General features: G+C 38.4%; 21 protein-coding genes and 1 tRNA gene. 14 read left to right on the top strand and 8 right to left on the bottom strand.

What is annotated here, in order from left to right; genetic code table 11:
• The first annotated feature begins 50 nt into the window (after nt 1-50).
• Genes H9Q20_RS12515 through H9Q20_RS12500 form a run of 4 tightly spaced genes read left to right on the top strand, consistent with a single transcriptional unit; the run spans nt 51 to nt 3,456 of the window.
• Nucleotides 51-1,778 carry a cbb3-type cytochrome c oxidase subunit I gene (locus H9Q20_RS12515; RefSeq protein ID WP_187477954.1) on the top strand — a complete coding sequence of 576 codons (1,728 nt, stop codon included), beginning with the start codon at nt 51-53 and terminating at the stop codon, nt 1,776-1,778.
• 5 nt (nt 1,779-1,783) lie between these two features.
• Nucleotides 1,784-2,776 carry a cbb3-type cytochrome c oxidase subunit II gene (locus H9Q20_RS12510; RefSeq protein ID WP_187477953.1) on the top strand — a complete coding sequence of 331 codons (993 nt, stop codon included), beginning with the start codon at nt 1,784-1,786 and terminating at the stop codon, nt 2,774-2,776.
• Nucleotides 2,773-3,033, top strand: a complete 261-nt coding sequence (locus tag H9Q20_RS12505) for a hypothetical protein (RefSeq protein WP_124641793.1) — start codon at nt 2,773-2,775, stop codon at nt 3,031-3,033. Before H9Q20_RS12510 ends, H9Q20_RS12505 begins: the two co-directional genes overlap by 4 nt.
• Before the next feature lie 12 nt (nt 3,034-3,045).
• Nucleotides 3,046-3,456 (top strand): cytochrome C, encoded by a 411-nt coding sequence (locus H9Q20_RS12500; RefSeq protein WP_124641791.1) that lies wholly within the window; start codon nt 3,046-3,048, stop codon nt 3,454-3,456.
• A 97-nt stretch (nt 3,457-3,553) separates the two neighbouring features.
• Here H9Q20_RS12500 and mtaB read toward each other — a convergent pair whose 3' ends face one another.
• Nucleotides 3,554-4,885: a tRNA (N(6)-L-threonylcarbamoyladenosine(37)-C(2))-methylthiotransferase MtaB gene (gene mtaB, locus H9Q20_RS12495; RefSeq protein ID WP_124641789.1), complete on the bottom strand. Its 1,332-nt coding sequence runs from the start codon at nt 4,883-4,885 to the stop codon at nt 3,554-3,556.
• An 87-nt stretch (nt 4,886-4,972) separates the two neighbouring features.
• A complete protein-coding gene (locus H9Q20_RS12490) occupies nt 4,973-5,557 on the bottom strand; it encodes a DUF1572 family protein (protein WP_124641787.1) in 585 nt (194 codons plus the stop codon).
• Between the two features lie 352 nt (nt 5,558-5,909).
• On the opposite strand from H9Q20_RS12490, the gene H9Q20_RS12485 reads away from it, so the two are divergent.
• A complete protein-coding gene (locus H9Q20_RS12485) occupies nt 5,910-7,289 on the top strand; it encodes a tyrosine phenol-lyase (RefSeq protein WP_187477952.1) in 1,380 nt (459 codons plus the stop codon).
• A gap of 143 nt (nt 7,290-7,432) precedes the next feature.
• On the opposite strand, the gene H9Q20_RS12480 is transcribed toward H9Q20_RS12485, so the two are convergent.
• The gene (locus tag H9Q20_RS12480; RefSeq protein WP_124641783.1) at nt 7,433-9,604 is read right to left on the bottom strand and encodes a polyribonucleotide nucleotidyltransferase; all 2,172 of its coding nucleotides are present in this window, start codon (nt 9,602-9,604) and stop codon (nt 7,433-7,435) included.
• Nucleotides 9,605-9,808: 204 nt separating this feature from the next.
• Nucleotides 9,809-10,078: a 30S ribosomal protein S15 gene (gene rpsO, locus H9Q20_RS12475; RefSeq protein ID WP_124641781.1), complete on the bottom strand. Its 270-nt coding sequence runs from the start codon at nt 10,076-10,078 to the stop codon at nt 9,809-9,811.
• A gap of 168 nt (nt 10,079-10,246) precedes the next feature.
• Between rpsO and H9Q20_RS12470 the strand changes: the two genes are divergently transcribed.
• The 3 genes from H9Q20_RS12470 to H9Q20_RS12460 all read left to right on the top strand — a co-directional run bounded on the left by H9Q20_RS12470 (nt 10,247) and on the right by H9Q20_RS12460 (nt 13,040).
• Nucleotides 10,247-10,822 (top strand): pyruvate decarboxylase, encoded by a 576-nt coding sequence (locus H9Q20_RS12470; RefSeq protein ID WP_187477951.1) that lies wholly within the window; start codon nt 10,247-10,249, stop codon nt 10,820-10,822.
• A 151-nt stretch (nt 10,823-10,973) separates the two neighbouring features.
• On the top strand, nt 10,974-12,293 hold the full coding sequence (gene mgtE / locus H9Q20_RS12465; RefSeq protein WP_124641777.1) for a magnesium transporter: 1,320 nt from the start codon (nt 10,974-10,976) through the stop codon (nt 12,291-12,293).
• Nucleotides 12,294-12,305: 12 nt separating this feature from the next.
• Complete coding sequence (locus tag H9Q20_RS12460; protein WP_124641775.1) at nt 12,306-13,040, top strand: ABC transporter substrate-binding protein; 735 nt, start codon at nt 12,306-12,308, stop codon at nt 13,038-13,040.
• Here H9Q20_RS12460 and H9Q20_RS12455 read toward each other — a convergent pair.
• Nucleotides 13,032-13,487 carry a GAF domain-containing protein gene (locus H9Q20_RS12455; RefSeq protein ID WP_187477950.1) on the bottom strand — a complete coding sequence of 152 codons (456 nt, stop codon included), beginning with the start codon at nt 13,485-13,487 and terminating at the stop codon, nt 13,032-13,034. The two genes, H9Q20_RS12460 and H9Q20_RS12455, sit on opposite strands and share 9 nt — an antisense overlap.
• On the bottom strand, nt 13,480-14,919 hold the full coding sequence (locus H9Q20_RS12450; protein WP_124641771.1) for a TonB-dependent receptor: 1,440 nt from the start codon (nt 14,917-14,919) through the stop codon (nt 13,480-13,482). The genes H9Q20_RS12455 and H9Q20_RS12450 overlap by 8 nt, the downstream gene beginning before the upstream one ends.
• 46 nt (nt 14,920-14,965) lie before the next feature.
• Between H9Q20_RS12450 and H9Q20_RS12445 the strand changes: the two genes are divergently transcribed.
• Both H9Q20_RS12445 and H9Q20_RS12440 read left to right on the top strand, forming a co-directional pair.
• Nucleotides 14,966-15,727, top strand: a complete 762-nt coding sequence (locus H9Q20_RS12445; RefSeq protein ID WP_187477949.1) for an MBL fold metallo-hydrolase — start codon at nt 14,966-14,968, stop codon at nt 15,725-15,727.
• A 73-nt stretch (nt 15,728-15,800) separates the two neighbouring features.
• Nucleotides 15,801-15,880, top strand: a tRNA-Leu gene (locus H9Q20_RS12440).
• A 42-nt stretch (nt 15,881-15,922) separates the two neighbouring features.
• Here the strand turns inward: H9Q20_RS12440 and H9Q20_RS12435 are convergent.
• On the bottom strand, nt 15,923-16,483 hold the full coding sequence (locus H9Q20_RS12435) for a DNA-3-methyladenine glycosylase I (protein WP_187477948.1): 561 nt from the start codon (nt 16,481-16,483) through the stop codon (nt 15,923-15,925).
• A 120-nt stretch (nt 16,484-16,603) separates the two neighbouring features.
• On the opposite strand from H9Q20_RS12435, the gene H9Q20_RS12430 reads away from it, so the two are divergent.
• The 4 genes from H9Q20_RS12430 to H9Q20_RS12415 all read left to right on the top strand — a co-directional run bounded on the left by H9Q20_RS12430 (nt 16,604) and on the right by H9Q20_RS12415 (nt 19,447).
• Nucleotides 16,604-16,849, top strand: coding sequence for a hypothetical protein (locus tag H9Q20_RS12430; protein ID WP_124643270.1), 246 nt, complete (start codon nt 16,604-16,606; stop codon nt 16,847-16,849).
• A 97-nt stretch (nt 16,850-16,946) separates the two neighbouring features.
• A complete protein-coding gene (locus H9Q20_RS12425; protein ID WP_124643268.1) occupies nt 16,947-17,756 on the top strand; it encodes an enoyl-ACP reductase in 810 nt (269 codons plus the stop codon).
• A gap of 210 nt (nt 17,757-17,966) precedes the next feature.
• Entirely contained in the window at nt 17,967-19,148 is a 1,182-nt protein-coding gene (locus tag H9Q20_RS12420) for an acyl-CoA dehydrogenase family protein (protein ID WP_187477947.1), read from the top strand.
• Between the two features lie 50 nt (nt 19,149-19,198).
• Complete coding sequence (locus H9Q20_RS12415; RefSeq protein ID WP_124643264.1) at nt 19,199-19,447, top strand: hypothetical protein; 249 nt, start codon at nt 19,199-19,201, stop codon at nt 19,445-19,447.
• Between the two features lie 65 nt (nt 19,448-19,512).
• Here H9Q20_RS12415 and H9Q20_RS12410 read toward each other — a convergent pair whose 3' ends face one another.
• Complete coding sequence (locus H9Q20_RS12410; protein WP_187477946.1) at nt 19,513-22,182, bottom strand: PD-(D/E)XK nuclease family protein; 2,670 nt, start codon at nt 22,180-22,182, stop codon at nt 19,513-19,515.
• Nucleotides 22,183-22,295: the final 113 nt, after the last annotated feature.

The raw sequence follows: 22,295 nt of genomic DNA, 5'->3' as shown, positions 1-22,295 counted from the left end.
AAATAACTTTGTAGCACAAATAAAAACAGTTAGATCAAAAAGTTGACACAATGGATAATAATTTAAGCGAAAGCAGTGTTCAAATTACCATTTTTCTTCTCTTAATTCCCGTAATTTTCATGTTGATCCTGGTGATCATCAAAATCAATAGAATGATTTCGGACACCCTAAAGAAAAGAGAATTAAAACAAATCCTTCAAAAAATCGAATCCTTACCTGAAGATGAAATCCAAGCTTTAGAAAAAAGACAAAAAGAATTGGAATTTCAACGCGGCGGAAACGAATTGGCCAACCCAAATCCGGTAGAGGATCCAAGAGGATTGATTACAGAATCCAAGGAGATCCATGATATTCGGTTCTTGGCTTCCAAAAGGCAAAGAAAAGCAAGGCTAACCATCCCTGATGAAGAAAAAAAACTAATCCTTTGGTTTCTAGGCATTAGCATTCTTTGGCTCATCATCGGGACCAGTGTGGGAGAATATTTGGGTATAAAATTTGTCGCCCCAGATTCGGATCACATTTCTTGGCTCAGTTTCGGAAGACTAAGACCGGTGCATACCAATATGGTATTTTGGGGTTGGGCTTCCACCGCAATGGTTGGTCTATCCTATTTTGTAGTACCAAGAGTCGGAAATACCAAATTGCACAGCATCAAGCTGGGATATTACAGTTTAGTTTTAATGGCAAGTGCTGTACTGATCGGCAGTATCTGTCTTATGTCAGGCATCAACAACAGTGGTGGCGAATACAGGGAATATATTTGGCCTGTTATGGGACTATTTGCCATGGGCATTGGACTTAGTTTGTACAATTTCATAAAAACCATACAGACCAGAAAGACCGAAGACATCTATGTATCGAACTGGTATATTGTTGCAGCCATGATGTTTATAGCCGTTATTGTCTTGGTGGGTTATTTACCGTTTTGGCAAGACGGATTGGGCGAAACCATCGTTCAAGGTTTCTATATGCACCAAGCGGTTGGGATGTGGTTTATGTTTCTCAATCTAGGATTAATGTACTACTTCCTACCCCAAGAATTGGATACACCGGTATATTCCTACAGCCTGAGTGTACTCGCATTTTGGACTCAAATATTATTTTATACCTTAATAGGTACCCATCATTTTATTTTCAGTCCCATTCCTTGGTGGTTACAAACCGTAGCCATAATTGCCAGTGTGGATATGGTAGTCCCTGTTGTTGCGGGCAGTTTCAACTTTATGATGACCATGAAAGGAAAATGGCACAGGCTGAGATGGAGTTACATCATGCCTTTTTATGTAGTTTCTGTAATTTTTTATTTTTCAGGATCTCTGCAAGGTACTGCCGAAGCTTTTAGATGGGCCAATTTGGTATGGCATTTCACCGATTTTACCGTGGCTCACTCTCACATGACCATGTACGGAATTATCACATTCATGCTGTTCTCATTTACCTATACCTTGGTGCCAAGGATCACTTCGTTAGAACCGCCCAGTTTAACCGTAGGTTTGCACTTTTGGCTCGCTTTGGTTGGGTTAATGATTTACATATTCTCGTTAATGATTGGTTCTACAGAAAAAGGATTGATGTGGATGGACAAAGAGCCTTTTATAAAAGGAGTGGTACAATCCGTTCCGTATTGGGTCTTTAGGGCTGTTGGAGGTACTTTGATGTGGATTTCGCATTTTGTATTTGCTTACAATTTTTACAGAATGGTTGTTCCTAAAAAAGAAATAAAAATCCCCGATACTCCAGAAGAAATTCTAAATATCGTTCATGCTAAACAAATATAAAGGAAATGGACTTTTTTAACAATCAAAAAAAATTATTCACCACTGCTCTTGCTTTATTTTTAGGCTTAGCACTTATTATATGCATTTTCCCTTCTTTGCAAAGCATGAGGGACTACCAACCTTTGCCCAACTCTAAACCCTTGACCGAATCCGAACAAAGAGGTAAAGAAATCTATATTTCTGAAGGTTGTATTGCCTGTCATACTCAACAAGTAAGAAATGTAGATATGGATCAGGTTTTTGGGAACAGACCCAGTATTGCAGCCGATTATGCCCGAAACAAAAGAATGAATGTTTGGCAAAATACCGCCAATCTTTTGGGATCCGAAAGAACAGGACCCGACCTTACCAATGTCGGAAACCGACAAGCAAGCACCGATTGGCAATACACCCACCTTTACAATCCCAGAGCAGTAGTCCCAGAATCGGTAATGCCCTCTTACAAATGGTTATTTATCGTAAAACCAGAACTGGGCGTACACGATGTTGAAGTAAAAGTACCGGAAAAATTTCGAGCAGGAATTATTGGAAAAATTGTAGCTTCTCAAGATGCAAAAGATCTGGTAGCCTATCTGCTTTCTTTAAAACAAACAGAACTGCCACAATCCATGCCTCCGAAAGAATTTTTATACAAAAAAGAAGTGAAAGTAAGTGCTTCTAGCGGTGCCTCTACCCTTCCGGATGGCGAAAACCTCTTCAACACCCATTGTGCTTCTTGCCACCAAAGTTCTGGCGAAGGAGTTCCTGGAGCTTTCCCACCGCTAAAAGGGGACAAAGTCGTTACCGGTGAAGATCTGGAATTGTACATCACCATCATCATGAAAGGTTACAACGGACTTGCTCCAGCCTATGGCGTTATGCCTCCTGTGGGTACAACAGCCAATTTAAAACCTGAAGAAGTAGCAGCCATCATCAATCACGAAAGAACCAGTTGGGGCAACAGCGGAAAAACCGTTACCGCCGACGATGTTAAAACCATAATGGATAAAATAAAATGAAAACAAAAACATATCTAATTGCAATTCTACTTTTCTTACATACCTTTTATAAAGCGTGTGAGGCTTGCGATCTAAAACAACCCAAAATTACCAGAGGACTAACGCATGGAGCAGGACCACAAAGTTTTTGGGACTGGATTGCCGTAGGAATTATTGTGGTGATTTCTTTTCTTACCGTATTTTATTTTGTAAAATATATTGTAAAACCAGAAAGTAAGAAAGACCAACACATTAAAAATAGTATTCTTAATTTTTAAACCATCTTGAATATGAATACTCCAAAAACTACCGTTTTGATCTATATCGATGACGAACCCAACCCCATTGCCAATCTAGATCCGCCCATTGTCTTTCAGTTGGATACCACCAAGCTAACCGACGGAGACCATCAACTAAAAATCATTAGTAAATTTGAAAATAAAGAGGGGATAAAAATTATTCCCTTTACGGTGCAAAACGGCCCTGTAATCCATGTTGATGGCCTTTCCAACAACGATACCATCAACGGGACAGTACCTCTCATGCTCAATGCTTATGACACGGGTAAAAACCAAAATTTTATTATCAAAGGAAGCGAAAACCCAAGAACCATTCCGGTATGGGTTTGGGTACTCATTCTGAGTATATTGGCTTGGGGAGCATTCTATAGTATTACGAGTGCCATCAATTCGCCCAACTAAGAGCCTGTGATAATTTTTACAAACTTTTCAATCTTCATAAAAAACGGCCAAATTCTCCAGAAATTTGACCGTTTTTAATTTATTTAAAACCCCAAGATTAGTTCGCTTCCACTTCGACAGGGAGTACAGAAACGGTCCCGTCAGCTTCTATTTGGTTCAGGGTTAATACTTCAATTTGATTAACAGAAGAGGCATCAAAAGGTTTTTGTACCCTCACATAATTTTCGGTAAACCCGAACATCATGCCGTCTTTGTTTTCGTGCTCCCACAAAACGGGATGGGTTTTTCCCAATTGAGATTGGTAGAAGGCTACTTTCTTTTTCTCGGAAAGTATCCTCAGCATTTTATTTCTTTTCTTTCTCTCTGCCACAGGAACTACGCCGTCCATATCAACGGCTTCTGTATTTTCTCTTTCGGAATAGGTAAAAACATGAAGGTAAGAAATCGGAAGTTCATTCAGGTAATTATAAGTTTTGAAAAACTCTTCATCCGTTTCTCCTGGGAAACCAACAATAACATCGACACCAACGGCACAATCCGGCATTATTTCTCGGATTTTTGATATCCTGTCCGAATATAATTTGGTCAGATATCGGCGTTTCATTTTCTTCAACAACTCGTCGCTACCGCTTTGCAAGGGAATATGAAAATGCGGTACAAATCGTTGAGACTTGGCCACCAATTCTATACTTTCGTCTTTCAACAAATTTGGTTCAATGGAAGAAATACGGATCCTTTCGATACCTTCAACTTTATTCAGTTCCGTAATGAGATCCAAGAAAGTATGTTCGTGTTTTTTATTTCCAAATTCGCCTTTACCGTAATCACCAATATTAACACCGGTCAGTACAATTTCTTTAATGTCTTTGGCTGCAATATCTTTAGCGTTTTTCACCACATTTTCGATGGTGTCGGATCTGGAAATTCCTCTCGCCATAGGGATGGTACAATAGGTACATTTATAGTCGCACCCGTCTTGTACTTTGAGGAAGGCACGGGTTCTGTCTCCAATGGAATAACTTCCAATGAAAAAATCGGCTTCTTCTACTTCGCAAGAATGTACGATACCTTGGTTTTCGGATTTTTTGAGTTCGTTAAGATATCTAGGAATATTAAATTTTTCTTTGGCTCCCAAAACCAAATCTACCCCTTCAATTTTAGAAATCTCTTCAGGTTTTAGTTGGGCATAACATCCGATGATGACCACCAATCCGTTGGGATTGGCTTTCAGGGCTCTTTTCACATGGAGTTTGCATTCTTTATCTGCTGTTTCGGTAACCGAGCAAGTGTTGATGACATATACATCTGCAGGATCTTCGAAACTTACTTTCTCATAACCATTTGCCGTTAATTGTCTAGCAATGGTAGAGGTTTCTGCAAAGTTTAATTTGCATCCTAGAGTATGATATGCTGCTTTTTTTTGAGTCATAGTGGTATGATAAAATCGACTGCAAAAGTACGAATTTTATGTTAAGTAAGAGTAATGCCTCTTTTATTATCACCAATACAGAGATCTCTATTTGTACTCATCTCTTATTTCGTTGCTTTTTGCAAAGCACACAGGAGAGGCATTTTCTTGTTCCAAATCTTCATTCTTATTCAACATTTTAGCATTAAATTCTTTGGATTTATTTTTAGGTATGGAAAGAGATTTCCAATCACTGTTTTTAATCATTTTTGCGATATATACCATTTGTCCAACATGATAGGCGTAATGAGAAAGTTGCCTGAACAATGCATCTGCCACCAACATTGCCTCACCACGAATCGTTACGGTGTTCTTTAGGTTTTCTTCATCGAGTTGTTCCAAAGCCTGAAAAAGACAATCCCAACCTTTTTCCCAAATATTCAAGAGTTCTTCTTTGGATTGGTAACTATTTTCGAATTCAGCATCGCGATTACGCCACGGTTTTTCGCCGTCTTCGGTGAGGAAATTTGTAAATCTGGACTGCATGTTTCCAGAAATGTGATTTACCAAAACTGCGATACTGTTGCTTTCCTCATTGTATTGCCAATGCAATTCATCTTCCATCAGGGGTTCCATGGCTTTTTCGCCAAGGTTTTTATAGAATTGAAATCGTAGGGTCAATAGATGTTTCATAATTCTCTTTTTTATTAAGACTTGTTTAAAATGATAGTTTGGCAAAGTTCTTCATAATCAACAGCACGAATTGACCAATAAAATTACGAATTTATCAGCATAATAAAAAAAACAAAAAAAATAAATCATTATTTATCGGATTCGTTGTTTATGTTCAAAAATAAGATATATTTGTCCTGATTAAAAATCATCACAAAATAGTATGACATCACATTCCACTTCATCAAAATTACTGGATTTGTTTAGCCTATTGATCTATTCAAAATTTCTGAGAAAACCCACTTGACCATCGTATTCTACTCAAAAATAAATATGAAAAACGAAAAAATAATCACACAAAAAAAAATATACGATGATCCCTAAAAAAAACAGCTGGGCCGAGCCTTATAAAATAAAAATGGTGGAACTCTTGAAGATGACCACTCCAGAGCAAAGAAAACAAGCACTAAACGAAGCTGGATTTAATACTTTTTTATTAAAATCTGAAGATGTTTATATAGACCTACTCACCGACAGCGGAACCAATGCCATGAGCGACGAACAATGGGCCGGAATGATGCGTGGTGATGAAGCCTATGCCGGCAGTAAAAATTTCTATACCCTAGAAGACACTGTAAAAGAAGTTTACGGTTACCAATATTTGGTACCTACCCACCAAGGTAGAGGTGCTGAAAATATCCTATCCCAAATCATGATCAAACCAGGAGACATCGTCCCTGGCAACATGTACTTCACCACCACCCGACTGCACCAAGAATTAGCTGGAGGTATATTTCATGACATCATCATTGATGAAGCCCACGATTCTGAAAATGAATTTCCATTTAAAGGAAATATCGACTTGAATAAATTGGAAAAATTGGTACAAGAACATGGAGCCGACAAAATACCGTACATCTGTGTAGCCACTACCGTTAATATGGCTGGTGGACAACCGGTAAGCATGGCCAACCTGAAAGAACTGAGAGCCTATACCCAAAGTAAAGGCATTAAAATTATGTTGGACATGACCAGAATTGCCGAAAATGCCTACTTTATCCAACAAAGAGAAGAAGGATACCGACTGAAGACCATTGCCGAAATTGTAAAAGAAATTTGCAGTTATACCGATGGAGCCACCTTTAGCGGAAAAAAAGATGGTTTGGTGAACATCGGTGGATTCCTTGCCCTAAACGATTGGGACACATTTGAAGAAGCCCGAAACATGGTGGTTGTGTACGAAGGATTGCACACCTACGGAGGATTGGCAGGAAGAGACATGGAAGCACTTGCCATCGGCATACGAGAATCGGTGCAAGATGCCCATATGAAAGCCAGAGTGGGACAGGTTTTATACCTGGGCGATAAAATGAAAGAATTCGGGATCCCTATTGTAACTCCGGTAGGTGGACATGGAATTTTTGTTGATGCTAAACAATTTTTGCCTCACCTTACTCAAGACCAATTCCCAGCGCAGACTTTGGCTGCAGAAATCTATCTGGATGCCGGCATCCGCACCATGGAAAGAGGCATCGTATCGGCAGGAAGAAAAGCCAATGGTGAAAATTATTATCCTAAACTGGAGTTGGTTCGTTTTACCATTCCAAGAAGGGTCTATACCCAAGCTCATATGGATGTAATTGCCGAATCTACTGCCAGAGTTTATGAGAGAAGAAATGAAATAAAAGGACTTAAAATGATCTACGAGCCGAAATATCTTCGTTTTTTCCAAGCACGATTTGAGCAGCTTTAGTACCCAAAAAAATACGATCAATTTCAAATTTGATTTTTTTTGTTTTTCCAAGGAACCCGTTTCCTTGGATTTTTTTGGGGAAAACTTTTCAAAAAAAAAGAAAGCCACCTTTTTCAAGTGGCTTTCCATTATTTAAAAAAACATTAAGCTTGTGGTGCTTGTGGTTCTTCAGATTTTTCTGTTTTTGGTTTTGCTTCTGGTTTAGGAGGTCTTGGCAACAACACTTTTCTAGAAAGTTTCATTTTCTTTCTATCGTCGTACCCCATAAATTTCACTTCAACCTCATCGCCTTCAGCATACGGAACTTTGTCCAATCTCTTCCATTCGATTTCTGAGATATGAAGCAAACCTTCAGTTCCTTTTGCGATGGCAACAAAAGCTCCGAAATCCATCACCTTCACAACTTTACCTTTGTACACTTCGCCTACAACCGGTACGAATGTTATCTCGTTGATGGCTGCAATGGTTGCGTTGATGTTTTCTCTAGAAACGCCTGAAATTTCGATTCTACCGATTTCTCCAATTTCTTCAATAGAAATAACCGTTTCAAAATCTTTTTGCATTTGCTGAATGATTTTTCCACCAGGTCCGATAACTGCACCGATAAAATCTTTAGATATTTCCAAAACTTCCATTTTTGGAGCATGTGGTTTAACATCGGTTCTTGGAGCATCAATGGTTTTTAGGATTTCGCCCAAAATATGCAAACGACCATCTCTAGCTTGGTTCAGGGCTGTTTTCATAATATCCATAGACAAACCTTGGATTTTAATATCCATTTGGCAAGCTGTAATTCCGTCTGCAGTTCCTGTTACTTTAAAGTCCATATCACCCAAGTGGTCTTCATCTCCTAAGATGTCAGAAAGTACCGTAAATTTTCCCGTTTTAGGATCGGTAATCAATCCCATTGCGATACCGGAAACCGGTTTTGTAATTTGTACCCCTGCATCCATAAGAGCCAATGTCCCGGCACAAACCGTTGCCATTGAAGACGATCCGTTGGATTCTAAAACATCAGAAACCACACGGATGGTGTATGGATTTTCAGCAGGAATGATGTTTGCTAAAGCTCTTTGAGCCAAGTTTCCGTGTCCTACCTCTCTTCTGGAAGTTCCTCTTAGTGGTCTGGCTTCGCCGGTAGAGAATGGTGGGAAATTATAATGCAAGAAAAATCTTTGATCGTAGTTAATAGCAACCGTATCGACCATGTTGGCATCTTTTACAGATCCTAAAGTTACCGCTGTTAGAGATTGGGTCTCACCTCTTGTAAAGATTGCAGAACCGTGTGCACCAGGAAGATAATCTACTTCCGACCAAATAGGACGAATGGTTGTTGAATTTCTACCGTCCAAACGGATTCCTTCGTTCAGGATCATTTGTCTCATGGCTTCTTTTTCAACATCGTGGTAATATACTTTCACGAAAGACTCCACTTCTGCTCTTTCTTCTTCAGAATATTGAGACAAGAACTCTTCCAAAACCGCTTTGAATTTTTCTCCTCTTTCTTCTTTTGCCGAAGGAACTCTGGCTACTTGATATACTTTGTCATAACATTCTTTCCATACTTTCTCACGGATTTCTTCGTTATGCACTTCATGGCAATATTCTCTTTTTGTTTGTGATGAAGCAATTTTTGAAGCCAATCTTTCTTGAGCTTCTATTTGTACTTTAATTTCTTCATGTGCAAATTGGATGGCTTCGATCATCTCTGCTTCGGAGATTTCTTTCATCTCACCTTCCACCATTACGATGGAATCTTTGGTGGCCCCTACCATGATATCCAAATCGGCTTTAGCCAAATTTTCAAGGCTTGGATTGATGGACAATTGACCGTCTATTCTTACCACTCTTACCTCAGACATAGGTCCATTGAAAGGGATGTCGGTAATGGCAATCGCTGCAGAGGCAGCAAGTCCTGCCAACGATTCTGGCATAACTTCTTTATCATAAGAAATCAGGGAAATCATCACCTGTACTTCTGCGTGGAAATCTTCTGGGAAAAGCGGACGCAAAACTCTGTCCACCAAACGCATGGTTAGGACTTCTTCATCAGAAGGTTTGGTCTCTCTACGGAAAAAGTTACCCGGTATTTTACCACCGGCATAGAATTTTTCTCTATAATCAACGGTTAATGGTAGGAAATCTACCCCTGGATTAGCGTCTTTATTGGCAACAACGGTGGCTAACAACATGGTTCCGCCGCATTTTACAACAACAGATCCGTTGGCTTGTTTGGCTAGTTTGCCCGTTTCGATGGTAATTTCTCTACCATCTTTTAATTGAATTTTTTCAATAATTGCTTGTGGAGCATTCATAAATTTGTTCGTCTTAGGCACTCCGTATTGAGTGCAGTTAATATTAATCTTTAAAAAAATTTCTGGGCAAAGGTAGTATTTTTTACTCAGCTAGCCGTCATTATCAATTCTTAATTTCCTAAAAATTAATGATTTTAAAGGAGAAAAATAAAAAAAAGCAACTCATAAATTTGAGTTGCTTTAGAATTCTTTGTAAAGAATAGATTATTTTCTTAATCCTAATTCAGCAATAATTGCTCTATATCTTGCGATATCCGTTTTCTTAAGATAATCCAACAAAGCTTTTCTTTTACCTACCAATTTCACCAAAGATCTTTCTGTGTTATAATCTTTGTGATTCGCTTTCAAGTGACCTGAAAGGTGGTTAATTCTGTAAGTAAAAAGCGCAACTTGTCCTTCAGCGCTTCCTGTGTCTTGTGCAGATTTTCCGTGTTTTGCGAAGATTTCTGCTTTCTTTTCTGATGTTAAGTACATGCAAATATTGTTTAATGATTATTATGTAACGAGCTGCAAAAGTATAACTTTTTTTTGAATCGCCAACCATTATTTAAAAAATCTATTCAACTGTATAGGTGAAAAATACAACAATCTATTGAATAAACTTTTGATTTCCCTAGAAATAAAACTACTTTTGTATGAATTATGAAGAGGAATAAAATTCTTATTTACACCACAGTTACCGTACTTTTAGGAGGCTTAGCTTACCTAAAAGCACAACAACTTGTGCAAAATAAAATACAAAATAACGAAATTAAACAATTAAAAAGTAAAAAAATCCTCTATTTCAATCCGGACATCCAACCCGATTTGGAAGAGATCAAAGAGCCCAGCAACTCTGCTTTTTTCTCAGCTGCTTCGGATAAATTAAGCGAAAACAATCAAAACATCCTATTAAGAGCCGATCAATTGATTCCTTTTGACGAAGTTAATCCGGACACCATAAAAGAATATTGCCTAAACAACCAAGCCGACTATGCTGTGGTTTCGAAAATTAAATATTTCAAGGTGGGTTTAGGCAAATATGTATTTTCCAGCCAGGTAATCGTTGGCATGAAACTCTACAATGCGCATGGCGATCTCCTAACAGAAACACAATACGATACTTATAAAAAAAATAAACGGCTTTTGGGTTCTGCAGAAAATTTTGTAAAACTGGGAACAAAAGGAGCTTTGAAAGAAGTCCTCAGATGCCTAAAATTACAAAAAACAAAATCTTAGACTTAAAAAAATTAAAAAGAAATAAATAAACTCTTATTTTTTATAAAATTTAAGGTACTTTTGTGCGCTTTGAATTTTTGATCAGTCCCACATCTTCATGGAGTTCAATGCAATTTTTAATTTAATAACCGGTCAAAATATTTAGATTAAAATGGATACTAAGAAATTGATTTTTAACCCGGCAGATATTGCAGAAAATCTGAGTGAACTGCACGCAGACGAAAGACTTCTGGCATTCCTTAGGATTCCAAAAGAATATAAAGCAGAGGTTTTTGCCCACTTAGATCCGGATTTCCAAGAAGAAACCATCCGAAGCATTGGTAGCGAAGAGGTTTCTGAAATCTTGAACGGCATGACTCCGGATGACAGAACCGCTTTGTTCGAAGATTTCCCGGACGAACTGATCAAATATTCCATCAACCACCTTAATCCTCAGGAAAGAAGGATTGCTCTGAAACTTTTGGGCTACAAACCCAATTCCATTGCTAGGTTGATGACCCCCTACTACATCCAAATCCGAAAGGAATGGACCGTAAAAAAATGCCTTCAACAAATAAAAAAAGTAGGCAAAAAAGTGGAAACCATGAACCACCTCTATGTGGTTGATGAAAAAAACAGACTCATCGACGATTTAACCATCGGATCCTTATTGTTGGCCGAAGAAGAGGATTTGGTTTCTGACATTACCGACAACCATTTTGTTGCCATCAGTACCACCACCACCAAAGAAGATGCCGTTTCTTATTTTGAAAAATACGACAGAACCGTACTTCCAATTGTCACAGAAGCCGGAGTCTTGGTAGGCATCGTGACCATTGATGACATTTTGGATCAGATTGAACAACAAAACACGGAAGACATCCAAAAATTCGGGGGGTTGGAGGCATTAGACCTTCCTTACACCCAAACTTCATGGATGGAAATGATCCGAAAAAGAGCCACTTGGCTGATCATTTTATTCGTTTCCGAAATGCTCACGGCTTCGGCAATGGGATTCTTTGACCATGAAATTGAAAAAGCTGTGGTACTTGCTCTATTCGTCCCACTGATCATTTCTTCTGGTGGTAATTCGGGATCACAAGCCGCCACACTCATCATCCGGGCTATGGCTTTGCAAGAAATCACGCTTAAAGATTGGTGGTATGTCCTAAAAAAAGAAATTACCTCTGGTTTATTTTTAGGCGGAATCCTCGGTGCTATCGGATTTTTAAGAATCATGCTTTGGCAGGAAATGGGACTTTACGACTATGGCGAATATTGGGTTTTTGTTGGATTAAGCGTTTCATTGTCCCTGGTAGCCATCGTTCTTTGGGGAACACTAAGTGGATCCATGATTCCTTTTGTATTGAAAAAATTCAAACTGGATCCTGCAACCTCATCTGCTCCGTTTGTGGCCACTTTGGTGGATGTAACTGGTCTGATCATCTACTTCACCGTTGCCGGACTTTTCCTTTCAGGAAAGCTGCTTTAACCTAAAATTATTATGAGAATCATCTCACTAGTCCCGTCCATTACCGAAACTTTGTTTGATTTTGGATTAACGAACATTGAAATTGTTGGTCGAACAAAATTCTGCATTCATCCAAAAAATAAGGTAGAAAAAGTCGCACAAATCGGAGGCACAAAAAACATTGATGTCGAAAAAATAAAAGCGATCAATCCGGATCTTATTATCGCCAACAAGGAAGAAAATGTAAAAGATCAGGTAGAGGAATTGATGCCCTATTTCCCGGTTTGGCTTACAGAAATAGATACTTTAGAAGACAATACTCAATTCCTAAAAGAGCTGGGTAAAAGACTTGATAAATCGGAGATTGCCAATAAATGGATTGAAAAAGTTAAAGATGCATTTCCCCAAAAAATTTTGAATAAAGACCTTTCCTACAGCTATCTCATCTGGAAAAAACCGTACATGACGATCGGGCACGACACCTTTATCCATCATATTTTAGAAAGACTTGGGCTAAAAAACACACACATTCATCAGTCCAGATATCCGATGATAGAAATTTCGGATATGGAAAATTCGGATTTTATACTGCTTTCAACAGAACCGTATCCTTTTCAAGAAAAACACAAAGTTGAGCTTCTGGAGCAACTACCCAATAAAAAAATCATCATTGTTGATGGTGAAGCTTTTTCGTGGTACGGAACCCATTTGGCAAGATGCAAACGGTATTACCAAGATTTGATCCTGCAAATTGAAGTTTTAAAGTAATCCGGCAACTTTTTCGCAAATCCATTCCAACAACGCTCTATCTTCATCGGTAAAAGGATTTAAGGTATGCGAGTCGATATCAATTTGTCCTAAGTTTTCTCCATTTTTCATGATGGGAACAACGATTTCGGCTTTGGTTTCTACAGAACAGCTCAGGTAATTGTCTTGCGCCATAACATCCGGAACCACAAAAGTTTGGTTGGACACGGCAACCTGTCCACAAATTCCTTTTCCATACGGAATTACCGTATGATCGGTGGATGCTCCTACATAAGGGCCAAGAATCAACTCGTCTTTGTTACCGTTTTTAAAGTAAAATCCCGTCCAATTAAAATAGGAAATTTCCTGATCTAAAAATTGACAAATCTTCAACAATTTGTCGTTGATATTGGCACTTGGACTTTCAATTATTATCGACAGTCTTTTTTTAAGTTCTGTATTATTCATGCGTATCGTCTGCTAACATTTCGTTTTTATACCCAAACATACCTCGGTATTTGATCATTTCCGGAACTCCGGCTGGCAATTGGCTTTCCCAACCTTTTTCGTTGCGGGCTATTTTTTCAAGAATTTCTCTGGAATAAATTTCCAAATACTTCATGTTGTAATTTTCGATATCTACAATTCTCCTGTTGTGTTTGAAGTATTTGTACAATTCTTTCAGATTTTCATCTACCCTTAGATTGTCAGAGTTCAGCAAAATTTTATTATCCATATCGTAATACGGGTAAAGATAAATTCTTACATTTTTCTTGAACACCTTACCGAAAGCCTCCAAAATCCCACCTGACAAGTGGTTGTAGTATTTTTCTTCGAATACCATCAACAAGTTGTTCACGCCCATCGCAACTCCAACATTCTCTTTGGTGTATCCTGCGAAATAGTCAACCAATTTATAGTATTCCGAAAAATTGGAAATGATAACATTGTAACCCAATTTCCCCAAAACATCTACCCTATCCAAGAAATCTCTTTCGTCTATGGCTCCGGATGCTCTAAGATTGGAGATGGTAATTTCAAACAAAACTTCCAAATTATCATTATGGCAATTGTTGTCTTTCATGAACATTTCCAAACCGTTGTCGAACATATCGATATTCACTCGGGTTACGGGTCTGAAACTTCCACGAACTGCAAAAATATTTTTTTTGTACAGCAAATCTGCTGGCAACATGTTGTGCCCATCAGGATTGAAAATAACAGCATCGGTCATCCCCATTCTGACCAACTGCAGACTCATCAATCGGTTGTCCACATATTCGAAAGAAGGACCGGAGAAATCGATCATATCAATTTCCAACTTGTCCTTAGCGATATCTTCATACAAAGATTCGATCAATCTTCTGGGATTATCCGAATAGTAAAAAGCACCGTAGATCAAATTTACCCCAAGAAAACCAAGAGTCTCTTGTTGCAGAGCGGCATCGTTATCGTGAAATTTTACATGAAGTACGATTTCGTTGTACCCTTCATCGCATTTGGATTGAAAACAAATTCCTACCCAACCGTGACCTTGGTTGGTTTTGTCAAAGTTAATGGTGGTTACCGTATTGGCATAGGAAAAAAACCTTCTGTCCGGAAAATTCTCTCTATTGAGTCGTTCTTCAATCAAAGACACTTCATAGCGAAGCATTTTTCTCAAACGATTTTGGGTAACATATCGGTTTTTAGGTTCCTTACCGTAGATGGCATCGGAAAAATCTTTATCATAAGCCGACATGGCTTTTGCAATGGTGTTAGAAGCACCACCAACACGGAAAAACTGCCTAACCGTTTCCTGACCGGCGCCAATTTCGGCAAAAGTCCCGTACACGGAGGAGTCTAAATTGATGGTAAGTGCTTTTTGTTTTGGGGTAAGTTTATGTTCTAACAGGGACATTTCAAAATTTTTGTAAATTTACCAAAATTAACCCAACCTTGAAAATATGAAGTTAAAATTTTTAGGCACAGGAACTTCACAAGGAATTCCCGTAATCGGTTGCGAATGCAAGGTTTGCACCTCTACAAATCCTAAAGACCAGCGACTAAGAACCTCGGCACTCATCACCACCGACCATCTGCACAAAATCCTGATCGATTGTGGTCCCGACTTCAGAACTCAAATGTTAAACCAGAAAGAAAAAAACATAGATGCCATCCTGATAACACACGAACACAACGACCATGTCATTGGTTTGGACGATGTAAGACCCATACTGTTCAGGGGGAAAAGCTCCATGCCCATCTACTGCAACCAAAGAGTCGGCAACGAAATAAAACTTCGCTTTCCGTATGCTTTTTCCGAAAACAAATACCCGGGAGCGCCATCGTTTGATATTTTCGAAATGCAAGAAACCTTACATTTATTTGATGTTGAAATAGAAACCATCCATCTGTTGCACCATCAGCTTCCGATCTTAGGATTCAAATTCAACAAAACAGCATACATTACGGACGCATCCCTCATCCCTGAAGAAGAAAAATTGAAGTTGAAAAATCTTGATTTTTTAATTTTAAACTGCATTCGAAAAGAAAATCCCCATCCTGCACACTTTATTTTAGACGATATCCTTAAGCTTAACGCCGAATTGAAACCAAAAACTTTATACATCACCCATCTTAGCCACCATTTTGGCAAACATGAAGAAAACCACCAACTCCCTGACAATGTTAAACTTGCATTTGATGGATTAGAAATTGAACTATAAATTTCAAAAAAAATAAAAAAACTCTTGGAGTTTTAAAAAATACCCCTATATTTGCAACCGTAAAACAATAGCAGCCCAGGTGGCGGAATTGGTAGACGCGCTGGTCTCAAACACCAGTTCTTAGGAGTACCGGTTCGATTCCGGTCCTGGGTACACGGGAATCCCTCATAACGAAAGTTGTGAGGGATTATTTTTTTAGTGACTTCGCCAACAAGTTTTCAAGTGATCGTTGACCAAACCCGTAGCTTGTAAAAAAGCGTACACCACCGTCGAACCCATAAATTTGAAACCTCTCTTTTTTAAAAACCCAGCAATAGTATCCGATAACTCTGTTGTTGCAGGAACATCAGAACTGCTTTTAGGAAAATTCACAACAGGCTCACCTTCAACAAACGACCATATAAAATTAGAAAACGATCCGTATTCTTCCTGAATCTCTATAAACCGCTTTACATTGTTTATGGCCGCTAAAATTTTCAATCTATTTCTAATTATATCAGAATTCGACATCAATTCTTCCACCCTATCTTCATTATACCGAGACAATTTTACCACATCAAAACCATCAAAAGCATTTCGAAACCCGTCTCTTTTTTTCAGGATCGTATGCCAGTTGAGTCCCGCTTGAAAGACTTCAAGGATCATAAATTCAAAAAATATTTTATCATCAAAGACGGGATTTCCCCATTCTTCATCGTGATATCTTCTATACAAATCGTCCTTTTCGCACCAAGGACAGCGAAACCGTTCTGCCATCACACAAAATTTTCATCAAAATTACAGATTGTATTTTTGTTTTAATTTAATTTTAACATCATTTTCATAATTTATTAGCAAATAATCATTAAATTTGAGGTACACTAAAAATTCCACAAAATGAGCACCGAAAACAACAATCTAGAAAATTCAGCACACGATAAAAATTGGGTTGAACATGCCAAAAACTACATTGAAACCCAAAGGGAAAACAACGAAGAGCCCACCAAAGAAGGTTGGTTTGAGATTCTAAAAGAAGATTTGGTCGGCGGCTGGGACGAGATGGTAGAAACCTTTGCCGACACTTGGGAAGTAGCCAATAAAATGGTCGATTCTTTCTTCGGAATGGATAAAGATCAAAAATAAAATCAAAAAAAAAGTGGAGAATTACAGCGTGTAATTCTCTTTTTGTTTTGTACACCCAATAATTTCATTATTTTTGTTTTCAAAATATAAAAAGAATATGTCTTACGGATTACTAAAAGGAAAAAAAGGGATCATTTTTGGAGCTCTTAACTCCAGTTCCATCGCATGGAAAGTTGCAGAACGATGCCATGAAGAGGGAGCAGAATTCATCCTCTCCAACGCTCCTATCGCAATGAGAATGGGCGAAATAAACGAATTGGCCGAAAAAACCGGTTCCGAAATCATTGGTGCAGATGCCACATCCATGGAAGATTTGGGAAAACTTTTTGATGCAGCCGTTGCCAAATTTGGGAAAATCGATTTCATCCTGCATTCAATTGGGATGTCGGTTAACATCAGAAAAGGAAAACACTACACCGAATCCAACTACGAGTGGCTAGAAAAAGGCTGGGATGTATCGGCTGTTTCCTTCCACAAAGTAATGCGTACCGCTTGGGAAAAAAACTGCATGAACGAATGGGGTTCTATCGTAGCCTTAACTTACATCGCAGCTCAAAGAACCTTCCCAGAATATGGAGATATGGCCGACAACAAAGCCTATCTTGAAAGTATCGCTCGATCTTTCGGTTTCTATTGGGGCGAGAGAAAAGTACGAGTGAACACCGTGTCACAATCTCCTACACAAACCACTGCAGGTAGCGGTGTAAAAGGACTTTCCGGTCTATTGGGTTATGCCGAAGATATGTCACCACTAGGGAATGCAACAGCAGATGAATGTGCGGATTATTGCGTAACTTTATTCTCTGACCTTACCAAAAAAGTCACCATGCAAAATCTAAATCACGATGGTGGTTTCAGCAGCACCGGTGTTTCCATCAACATTGCTTCCAAATTTATGGAAGATTAATGCGATAAAAAATTACAGCAAGTCTATAATCCGTCCAGAATTGGGCGGATTTTTTTATATTCAAATCAAAGTTTACAGAATTACGAAAAATTCAATACATAAGCACAATGGCAAGTACTCTGCAATTATAAAATCCTGGAATAAAGTTTAAATCAAAAAACATTTCTTCATTCCATCAAAATATATTAAATTCGGGCAAATTAAAATCACATGTCATATTATCCACTCAATACCATTCCGGATTATTATGGAATGGACGCTTTATTAACCGAAGAACACAAACTGATCCGCCAATCTGTAAGAGAATGGGTTGAAAGTTTTGTAATGCCGCAGATTGATGAGGCCGCTCAAAACCACACCGACTTGCCCAATTTGATGAAAGAATTGGGAAAAATAGGAGCTCTCGGTCCGTACATCCCCACCGAATACGGAGGTGCAGGACTGGATCAAATTTCCTACGGACTTATCATGCAAGAGCTGGAAAGAGGCGATTCTGCCGTTCGTTCTACTGCGTCGGTGCAAAGTTCTTTGGTAATGTTCCCCATCAATGAATTTGGAAGTGAAGAACAAAAGAAAAAATACCTACCACAACTGGCTGCCGGAGAAATGATTGGCAGTTTCGGACTTACCGAACCCAACCACGGATCCGATCCCGGATCTATGGAAACCCATTTCAAAGACTGTGGCGACCACTACCTGTTGAACGGTGCAAAAATGTGGATTACCAACGCACCGCTTTGTGATATCGCTGTTGTCTGGGCAAAAAATGAAGAAGGAAAAGTACAAGGACTGATTGTGGAACGAGGCATGGAGGGCTTTACCACACCAGAAACCCATAATAAATGGAGCCTTAGAGCTTCAAAAACCGGCGAATTGGTTTTTGACAATGTAAAAGTTCCAAAAGAAAATCTCTTGCCAAAAGTAACCGGACTGAAAGGACCTTTATCGTGTCTAAACTCTGCTCGATACGGGATTTCTTGGGGCGTAATTGGTGCCGCTATCGATTGCTATTGCACAGCGGTACAATACAGCAAAGAAAGAAAGCAATTTGGAAAACCGATTGGATCTTTCCAACTTCAACAAAAAAAATTGGCCGAATTTTTAACAGAAATTACCAAAGCACAGTTGCTGTGCTGGCAATTGGGCAATCTTAAAAACGCTCATACCGCAAGTCCTGCACAAATCTCCATGGCCAAGAGAAACAATGTAAACATGGCGATAGAAATCGCAAGAGAAAGCCGACAAATTCTTGGCGGAATGGGCATCATGGGCGAATTCCCGATGATGAGACACGCCGCTAATCTGGAATCGGTAATCACCTATGAAGGAACACACGATGTCCATTTACTGATCACCGGTCTGGACATTACCGGTCTTAACGCATTTGGATAGACGAATCGGTATCGATTTTGGAAAATAAAAACAACAATTCAAAAGAAAACATGGAAAATAAAAATCTAAAAAAAGAACAATGGAAATTCGCATTGACCAAAGGCTTAAGATTTGGATTTTTATTTGCAATCCTCATGGCAATCATGGATTATTTCATCTTTAATACAGAAGACGAAGTAAAAAAAATAGTAGTAAGAAACTTAATACTATTTTTGGTGATGTCCATCCTTTACACTGCTTTGGGATATTTTGAATTCAAAAAGAAAAACAATCTTGATAAATTCCAAAGTCATAAATAATTTAAAAAAAATCCGCTTCAAGACAAAATGAAGCGGATTTTTTTTATGACGATGAAGATAAAATTTTAACTTGACACAAAGTCCAAGTCTGGATTTAGGATTTCCAGTATTATATTTTTTATGGACACCAAGGCATCATCCAGATTGCCTTTTTCAAAAACCAATTCAGCAGGACCACGATCTACTTGTGCAAAACTCCAAATGCCGGTTGAGATACTTTGCCCTTTAAATTCCGGCAATCGCTCTACCACAAACTGATAAATGCAAAGTTGCAAAGCTTGTTTTTTATCTTTATTTCTCAAATAATGTTCGTAATTTTTTTCATCAATTTTTAATTTCAAATTTTCAATTTTTGCAGTCTTATAATCCAAAATTCTCAATTGCCCATTCAACCGATCGATACGATCGATGTATCCGTGAAAATAAACTTTTTGAAGATCGTCCAACGGAAATTCAACACCCTCAAAATAATATTCCAGATCTACAATTTCCAAAGAATTACCATCCCCAACAAGATCGATGTCGTACTGTACAATTTGGTTCACCACTTTGGTAGCCATTATTTTATGAATGTAATTCATCCCGTTTTTATAAAATTCAGGCTGATGTTTCAGTTTTTCAATGGCAAAAGAAAGGGCAGCATCTACATTTTCTTTGGTTTTTAATAAAAATTCTGTGGTCAAAGTTTTTCCTTTTGCCTCTTTATACAAAAATTCCAAGGCAAAATGCACCAGGTTACCGTAACTTCTTTTGGACAGCTCCTCCTCCATTTCTACAGACTCTTTGGTATTCATCATTTTATTCAGATAAAAATCAATAGGATTGTACAAATACGAATTGAGATGAGAAACCGCTACCTTGGACTTCCACTCTTCTAATTGTTGCATTACGAAGGCCGTTTTTTGTACGGTCATCGGTTGCTGATCGATAGGTTCTGAAGAATTTTCGATGATGATGTGATCCATTGTATGTCCGGATTCCACCTCCAGTTGGGTAATAAAACGGCTTTTCTCTCCGGTATTCACCCCGGAAGACATGGCGTTGAAGAGCAGGCTCACCTTTTTGGCATCTTGTATCAAGCGGTAAAAATGATAGGCATAAATACTGTCGTTTTCCAAAAAAGTCTGCAGCCCAAACTCGGTTCGTACATCGTGTGGAAGATAGGTGTTTTGGGTATTTCCCAACGGAAGTTTGCCCTCGTTAACCGACAACATGATGATGTTTTCAAAATTAAGCAAACGGGTTTCTAACAGTCCCATAACCTGCAATCCCTGCAAGGGTTCTCCAATAAAATCGATGGATTCTTGGTTGACCAATTGATGGATCAAAACCTCCAAAGACTCCACATTTAATGGATGCGGATAGTTTTGAATTTGATTTCTGAGAACGGTAAACGCTTTCTCGAAATGGGCGATGTTTTCGTATATCACATCGTCCAAGGGTAGAAATTTCAGTTCTCGGCAATAGGATATCAGCAGCTCGATAAAATCGGTTACACCATCGGCTTTCAGCAACAAGTGATAGCAAGAAATGGTTGACAAATAACTTTCTAATATCTTGGGAGAAATAAAAATAATGTTTCTTTCTTCAATAAAATTCTTGAATTCTTGAATGTTAAGTTTTTCATCGTCTGTAAAAGGCAAGGCATCCAAAATGGAGATGATATCGCTGTAATAATACGAACCTGATTTTTTCAGAATTTGTTTTTGAAGGTAAAAAATCTGTTTTATCGCGTTAGAAAAAGCCAAATTTTTCAGGGGAAATCCCATGGTTATATTGATGTAATCGACCATGGAAAGGGTTTCTAAAGTGGCAGGCAACAGATTTTCGTCCAACAAGACCACAGCCGTTTTGGACCATTGATGGTTGGTGAAATTTTTAAAAATTTCCGGCAACACTTTGGCTTGAGAAACATTTCCGGACACTTCATAAATCCGGATGTCTTTTTTCTTTTCAAAATCGTTTTCGATCCAATTAAAAGCCCTGGAATCGTTAAATTCTTTCCAATCTTTATGTTGTCTTAGGAATTTACCCGCCTCTTGCCTATCATCATCAAAATAATACCTATCGGCCTGGAAATAACACAACGCCTTGTCCCATTGCAAAAGGGTTTTCACCAACTTTTCTTCAACGGGAGTTAGGGCATTAAGACCAGCAAAGACCCATATTTCCTTGGTTTTCTCGGCAAAATCAACCACTTTGGACTTGGCTTCAGCATGTATCATTCCGGATGTTGCCCAATTTTTTTCGCTCAATTTCTTCTTAAGTTCGGGTAGAAAACGGTTCATTTTTTTCCAAAAATCCAAAAATTTATTCCGTGGGGTTTCGGATTGTTCGGAAAGATTTTCGGCCCAAATCTTTATGCGCTCTTCATCCAACATAAAATCCAAAACGGCCTTATCATTTTGGGCAAATTTCTGCATATCGTCCCAATCTTTTAACAAAGTTGGAAACCATTTTAGGAAGCTTTCAAAATCTTCAGACGGATACAGATCATGGTACACCTGATAAGCAAAGAGCCACAAGGCAATGCCCGAAAGTTCTTGTTTCCCGGAAATTTTCCTCACCAAATCTTCAATGGTGAAAAACTGTGGCATAAAACCGGAATATTGATTTTCTTTTAAAATTTCTTTGATGAAAATCACCGGTCTTTTTCCGGGCAATATGATGTTAACTTGGGACAAGTCGCTGTGCTTTCCCAACAGATCTTTCATCATTTTATGTAGAAATTTCATACCGTTTTGTGTATTATTTAAAATTGAATATTAAAGTTTGAAAAATAAGAATTTCTTTAGAATTTGGATATAAAAAAAACCGTTAAAACGGTTTTAATAATTATTTTTTCTCG

Origin of the sequence: Amniculibacterium sp. G2-70 (assembly GCF_014353055.1) — a bacterium.
GTDB lineage: Bacteria > Bacteroidota > Bacteroidia > Flavobacteriales > Weeksellaceae > Amniculibacterium > Amniculibacterium aquaticum.
The sequence above is the reverse complement of the archived record's forward strand: the minus strand, read 5'-3'. Positions and strand labels throughout refer to the sequence as shown.

What these genes read in the sequence shown, in the direction of transcription:
- rpsO (WP_124641781.1), bottom strand. Translation starts at nt 10,078, where the DNA reads ATGTACTTAACATCAGAAAAGAAAGCAGAAATCTTCGCAAAACACGGA.
- H9Q20_RS12490 (WP_124641787.1), bottom strand. Translation starts at nt 5,557, where the DNA reads ATGAAACATCTATTGACCCTACGATTTCAATTCTATAAAAACCTTGGC.
- H9Q20_RS12460 (WP_124641775.1), top strand. Translation starts at nt 12,306, where the DNA reads ATGAGAATCATCTCACTAGTCCCGTCCATTACCGAAACTTTGTTTGAT.
- H9Q20_RS12455 (WP_187477950.1), bottom strand. Translation starts at nt 13,487, where the DNA reads ATGAATAATACAGAACTTAAAAAAAGACTGTCGATAATAATTGAAAGT.
- H9Q20_RS12410 (WP_187477946.1), bottom strand. Translation starts at nt 22,182, where the DNA reads ATGAAATTTCTACATAAAATGATGAAAGATCTGTTGGGAAAGCACAGC.
- H9Q20_RS12420 (WP_187477947.1), top strand. Translation starts at nt 17,967, where the DNA reads ATGTCATATTATCCACTCAATACCATTCCGGATTATTATGGAATGGAC.
- H9Q20_RS12445 (WP_187477949.1), top strand. Translation starts at nt 14,966, where the DNA reads ATGAAGTTAAAATTTTTAGGCACAGGAACTTCACAAGGAATTCCCGTA.
- H9Q20_RS12425 (WP_124643268.1), top strand. Translation starts at nt 16,947, where the DNA reads ATGTCTTACGGATTACTAAAAGGAAAAAAAGGGATCATTTTTGGAGCT.
- H9Q20_RS12515 (WP_187477954.1), top strand. Translation starts at nt 51, where the DNA reads ATGGATAATAATTTAAGCGAAAGCAGTGTTCAAATTACCATTTTTCTT.
- H9Q20_RS12485 (WP_187477952.1), top strand. Translation starts at nt 5,910, where the DNA reads ATGATCCCTAAAAAAAACAGCTGGGCCGAGCCTTATAAAATAAAAATG.
- H9Q20_RS12435 (WP_187477948.1), bottom strand. Translation starts at nt 16,483, where the DNA reads ATGGCAGAACGGTTTCGCTGTCCTTGGTGCGAAAAGGACGATTTGTAT.
- H9Q20_RS12505 (WP_124641793.1), top strand. Translation starts at nt 2,773, where the DNA reads ATGAAAACAAAAACATATCTAATTGCAATTCTACTTTTCTTACATACC.
- mtaB (WP_124641789.1), bottom strand. Translation starts at nt 4,885, where the DNA reads ATGACTCAAAAAAAAGCAGCATATCATACTCTAGGATGCAAATTAAAC.
- H9Q20_RS12470 (WP_187477951.1), top strand. Translation starts at nt 10,247, where the DNA reads ATGAAGAGGAATAAAATTCTTATTTACACCACAGTTACCGTACTTTTA.
- H9Q20_RS12415 (WP_124643264.1), top strand. Translation starts at nt 19,199, where the DNA reads ATGGAAAATAAAAATCTAAAAAAAGAACAATGGAAATTCGCATTGACC.
- H9Q20_RS12500 (WP_124641791.1), top strand. Translation starts at nt 3,046, where the DNA reads ATGAATACTCCAAAAACTACCGTTTTGATCTATATCGATGACGAACCC.
- H9Q20_RS12450 (WP_124641771.1), bottom strand. Translation starts at nt 14,919, where the DNA reads ATGTCCCTGTTAGAACATAAACTTACCCCAAAACAAAAAGCACTTACC.
- mgtE (WP_124641777.1), top strand. Translation starts at nt 10,974, where the DNA reads ATGGATACTAAGAAATTGATTTTTAACCCGGCAGATATTGCAGAAAAT.
- H9Q20_RS12480 (WP_124641783.1), bottom strand. Translation starts at nt 9,604, where the DNA reads ATGAATGCTCCACAAGCAATTATTGAAAAAATTCAATTAAAAGATGGT.
- H9Q20_RS12510 (WP_187477953.1), top strand. Translation starts at nt 1,784, where the DNA reads ATGGACTTTTTTAACAATCAAAAAAAATTATTCACCACTGCTCTTGCT.
- H9Q20_RS12430 (WP_124643270.1), top strand. Translation starts at nt 16,604, where the DNA reads ATGAGCACCGAAAACAACAATCTAGAAAATTCAGCACACGATAAAAAT.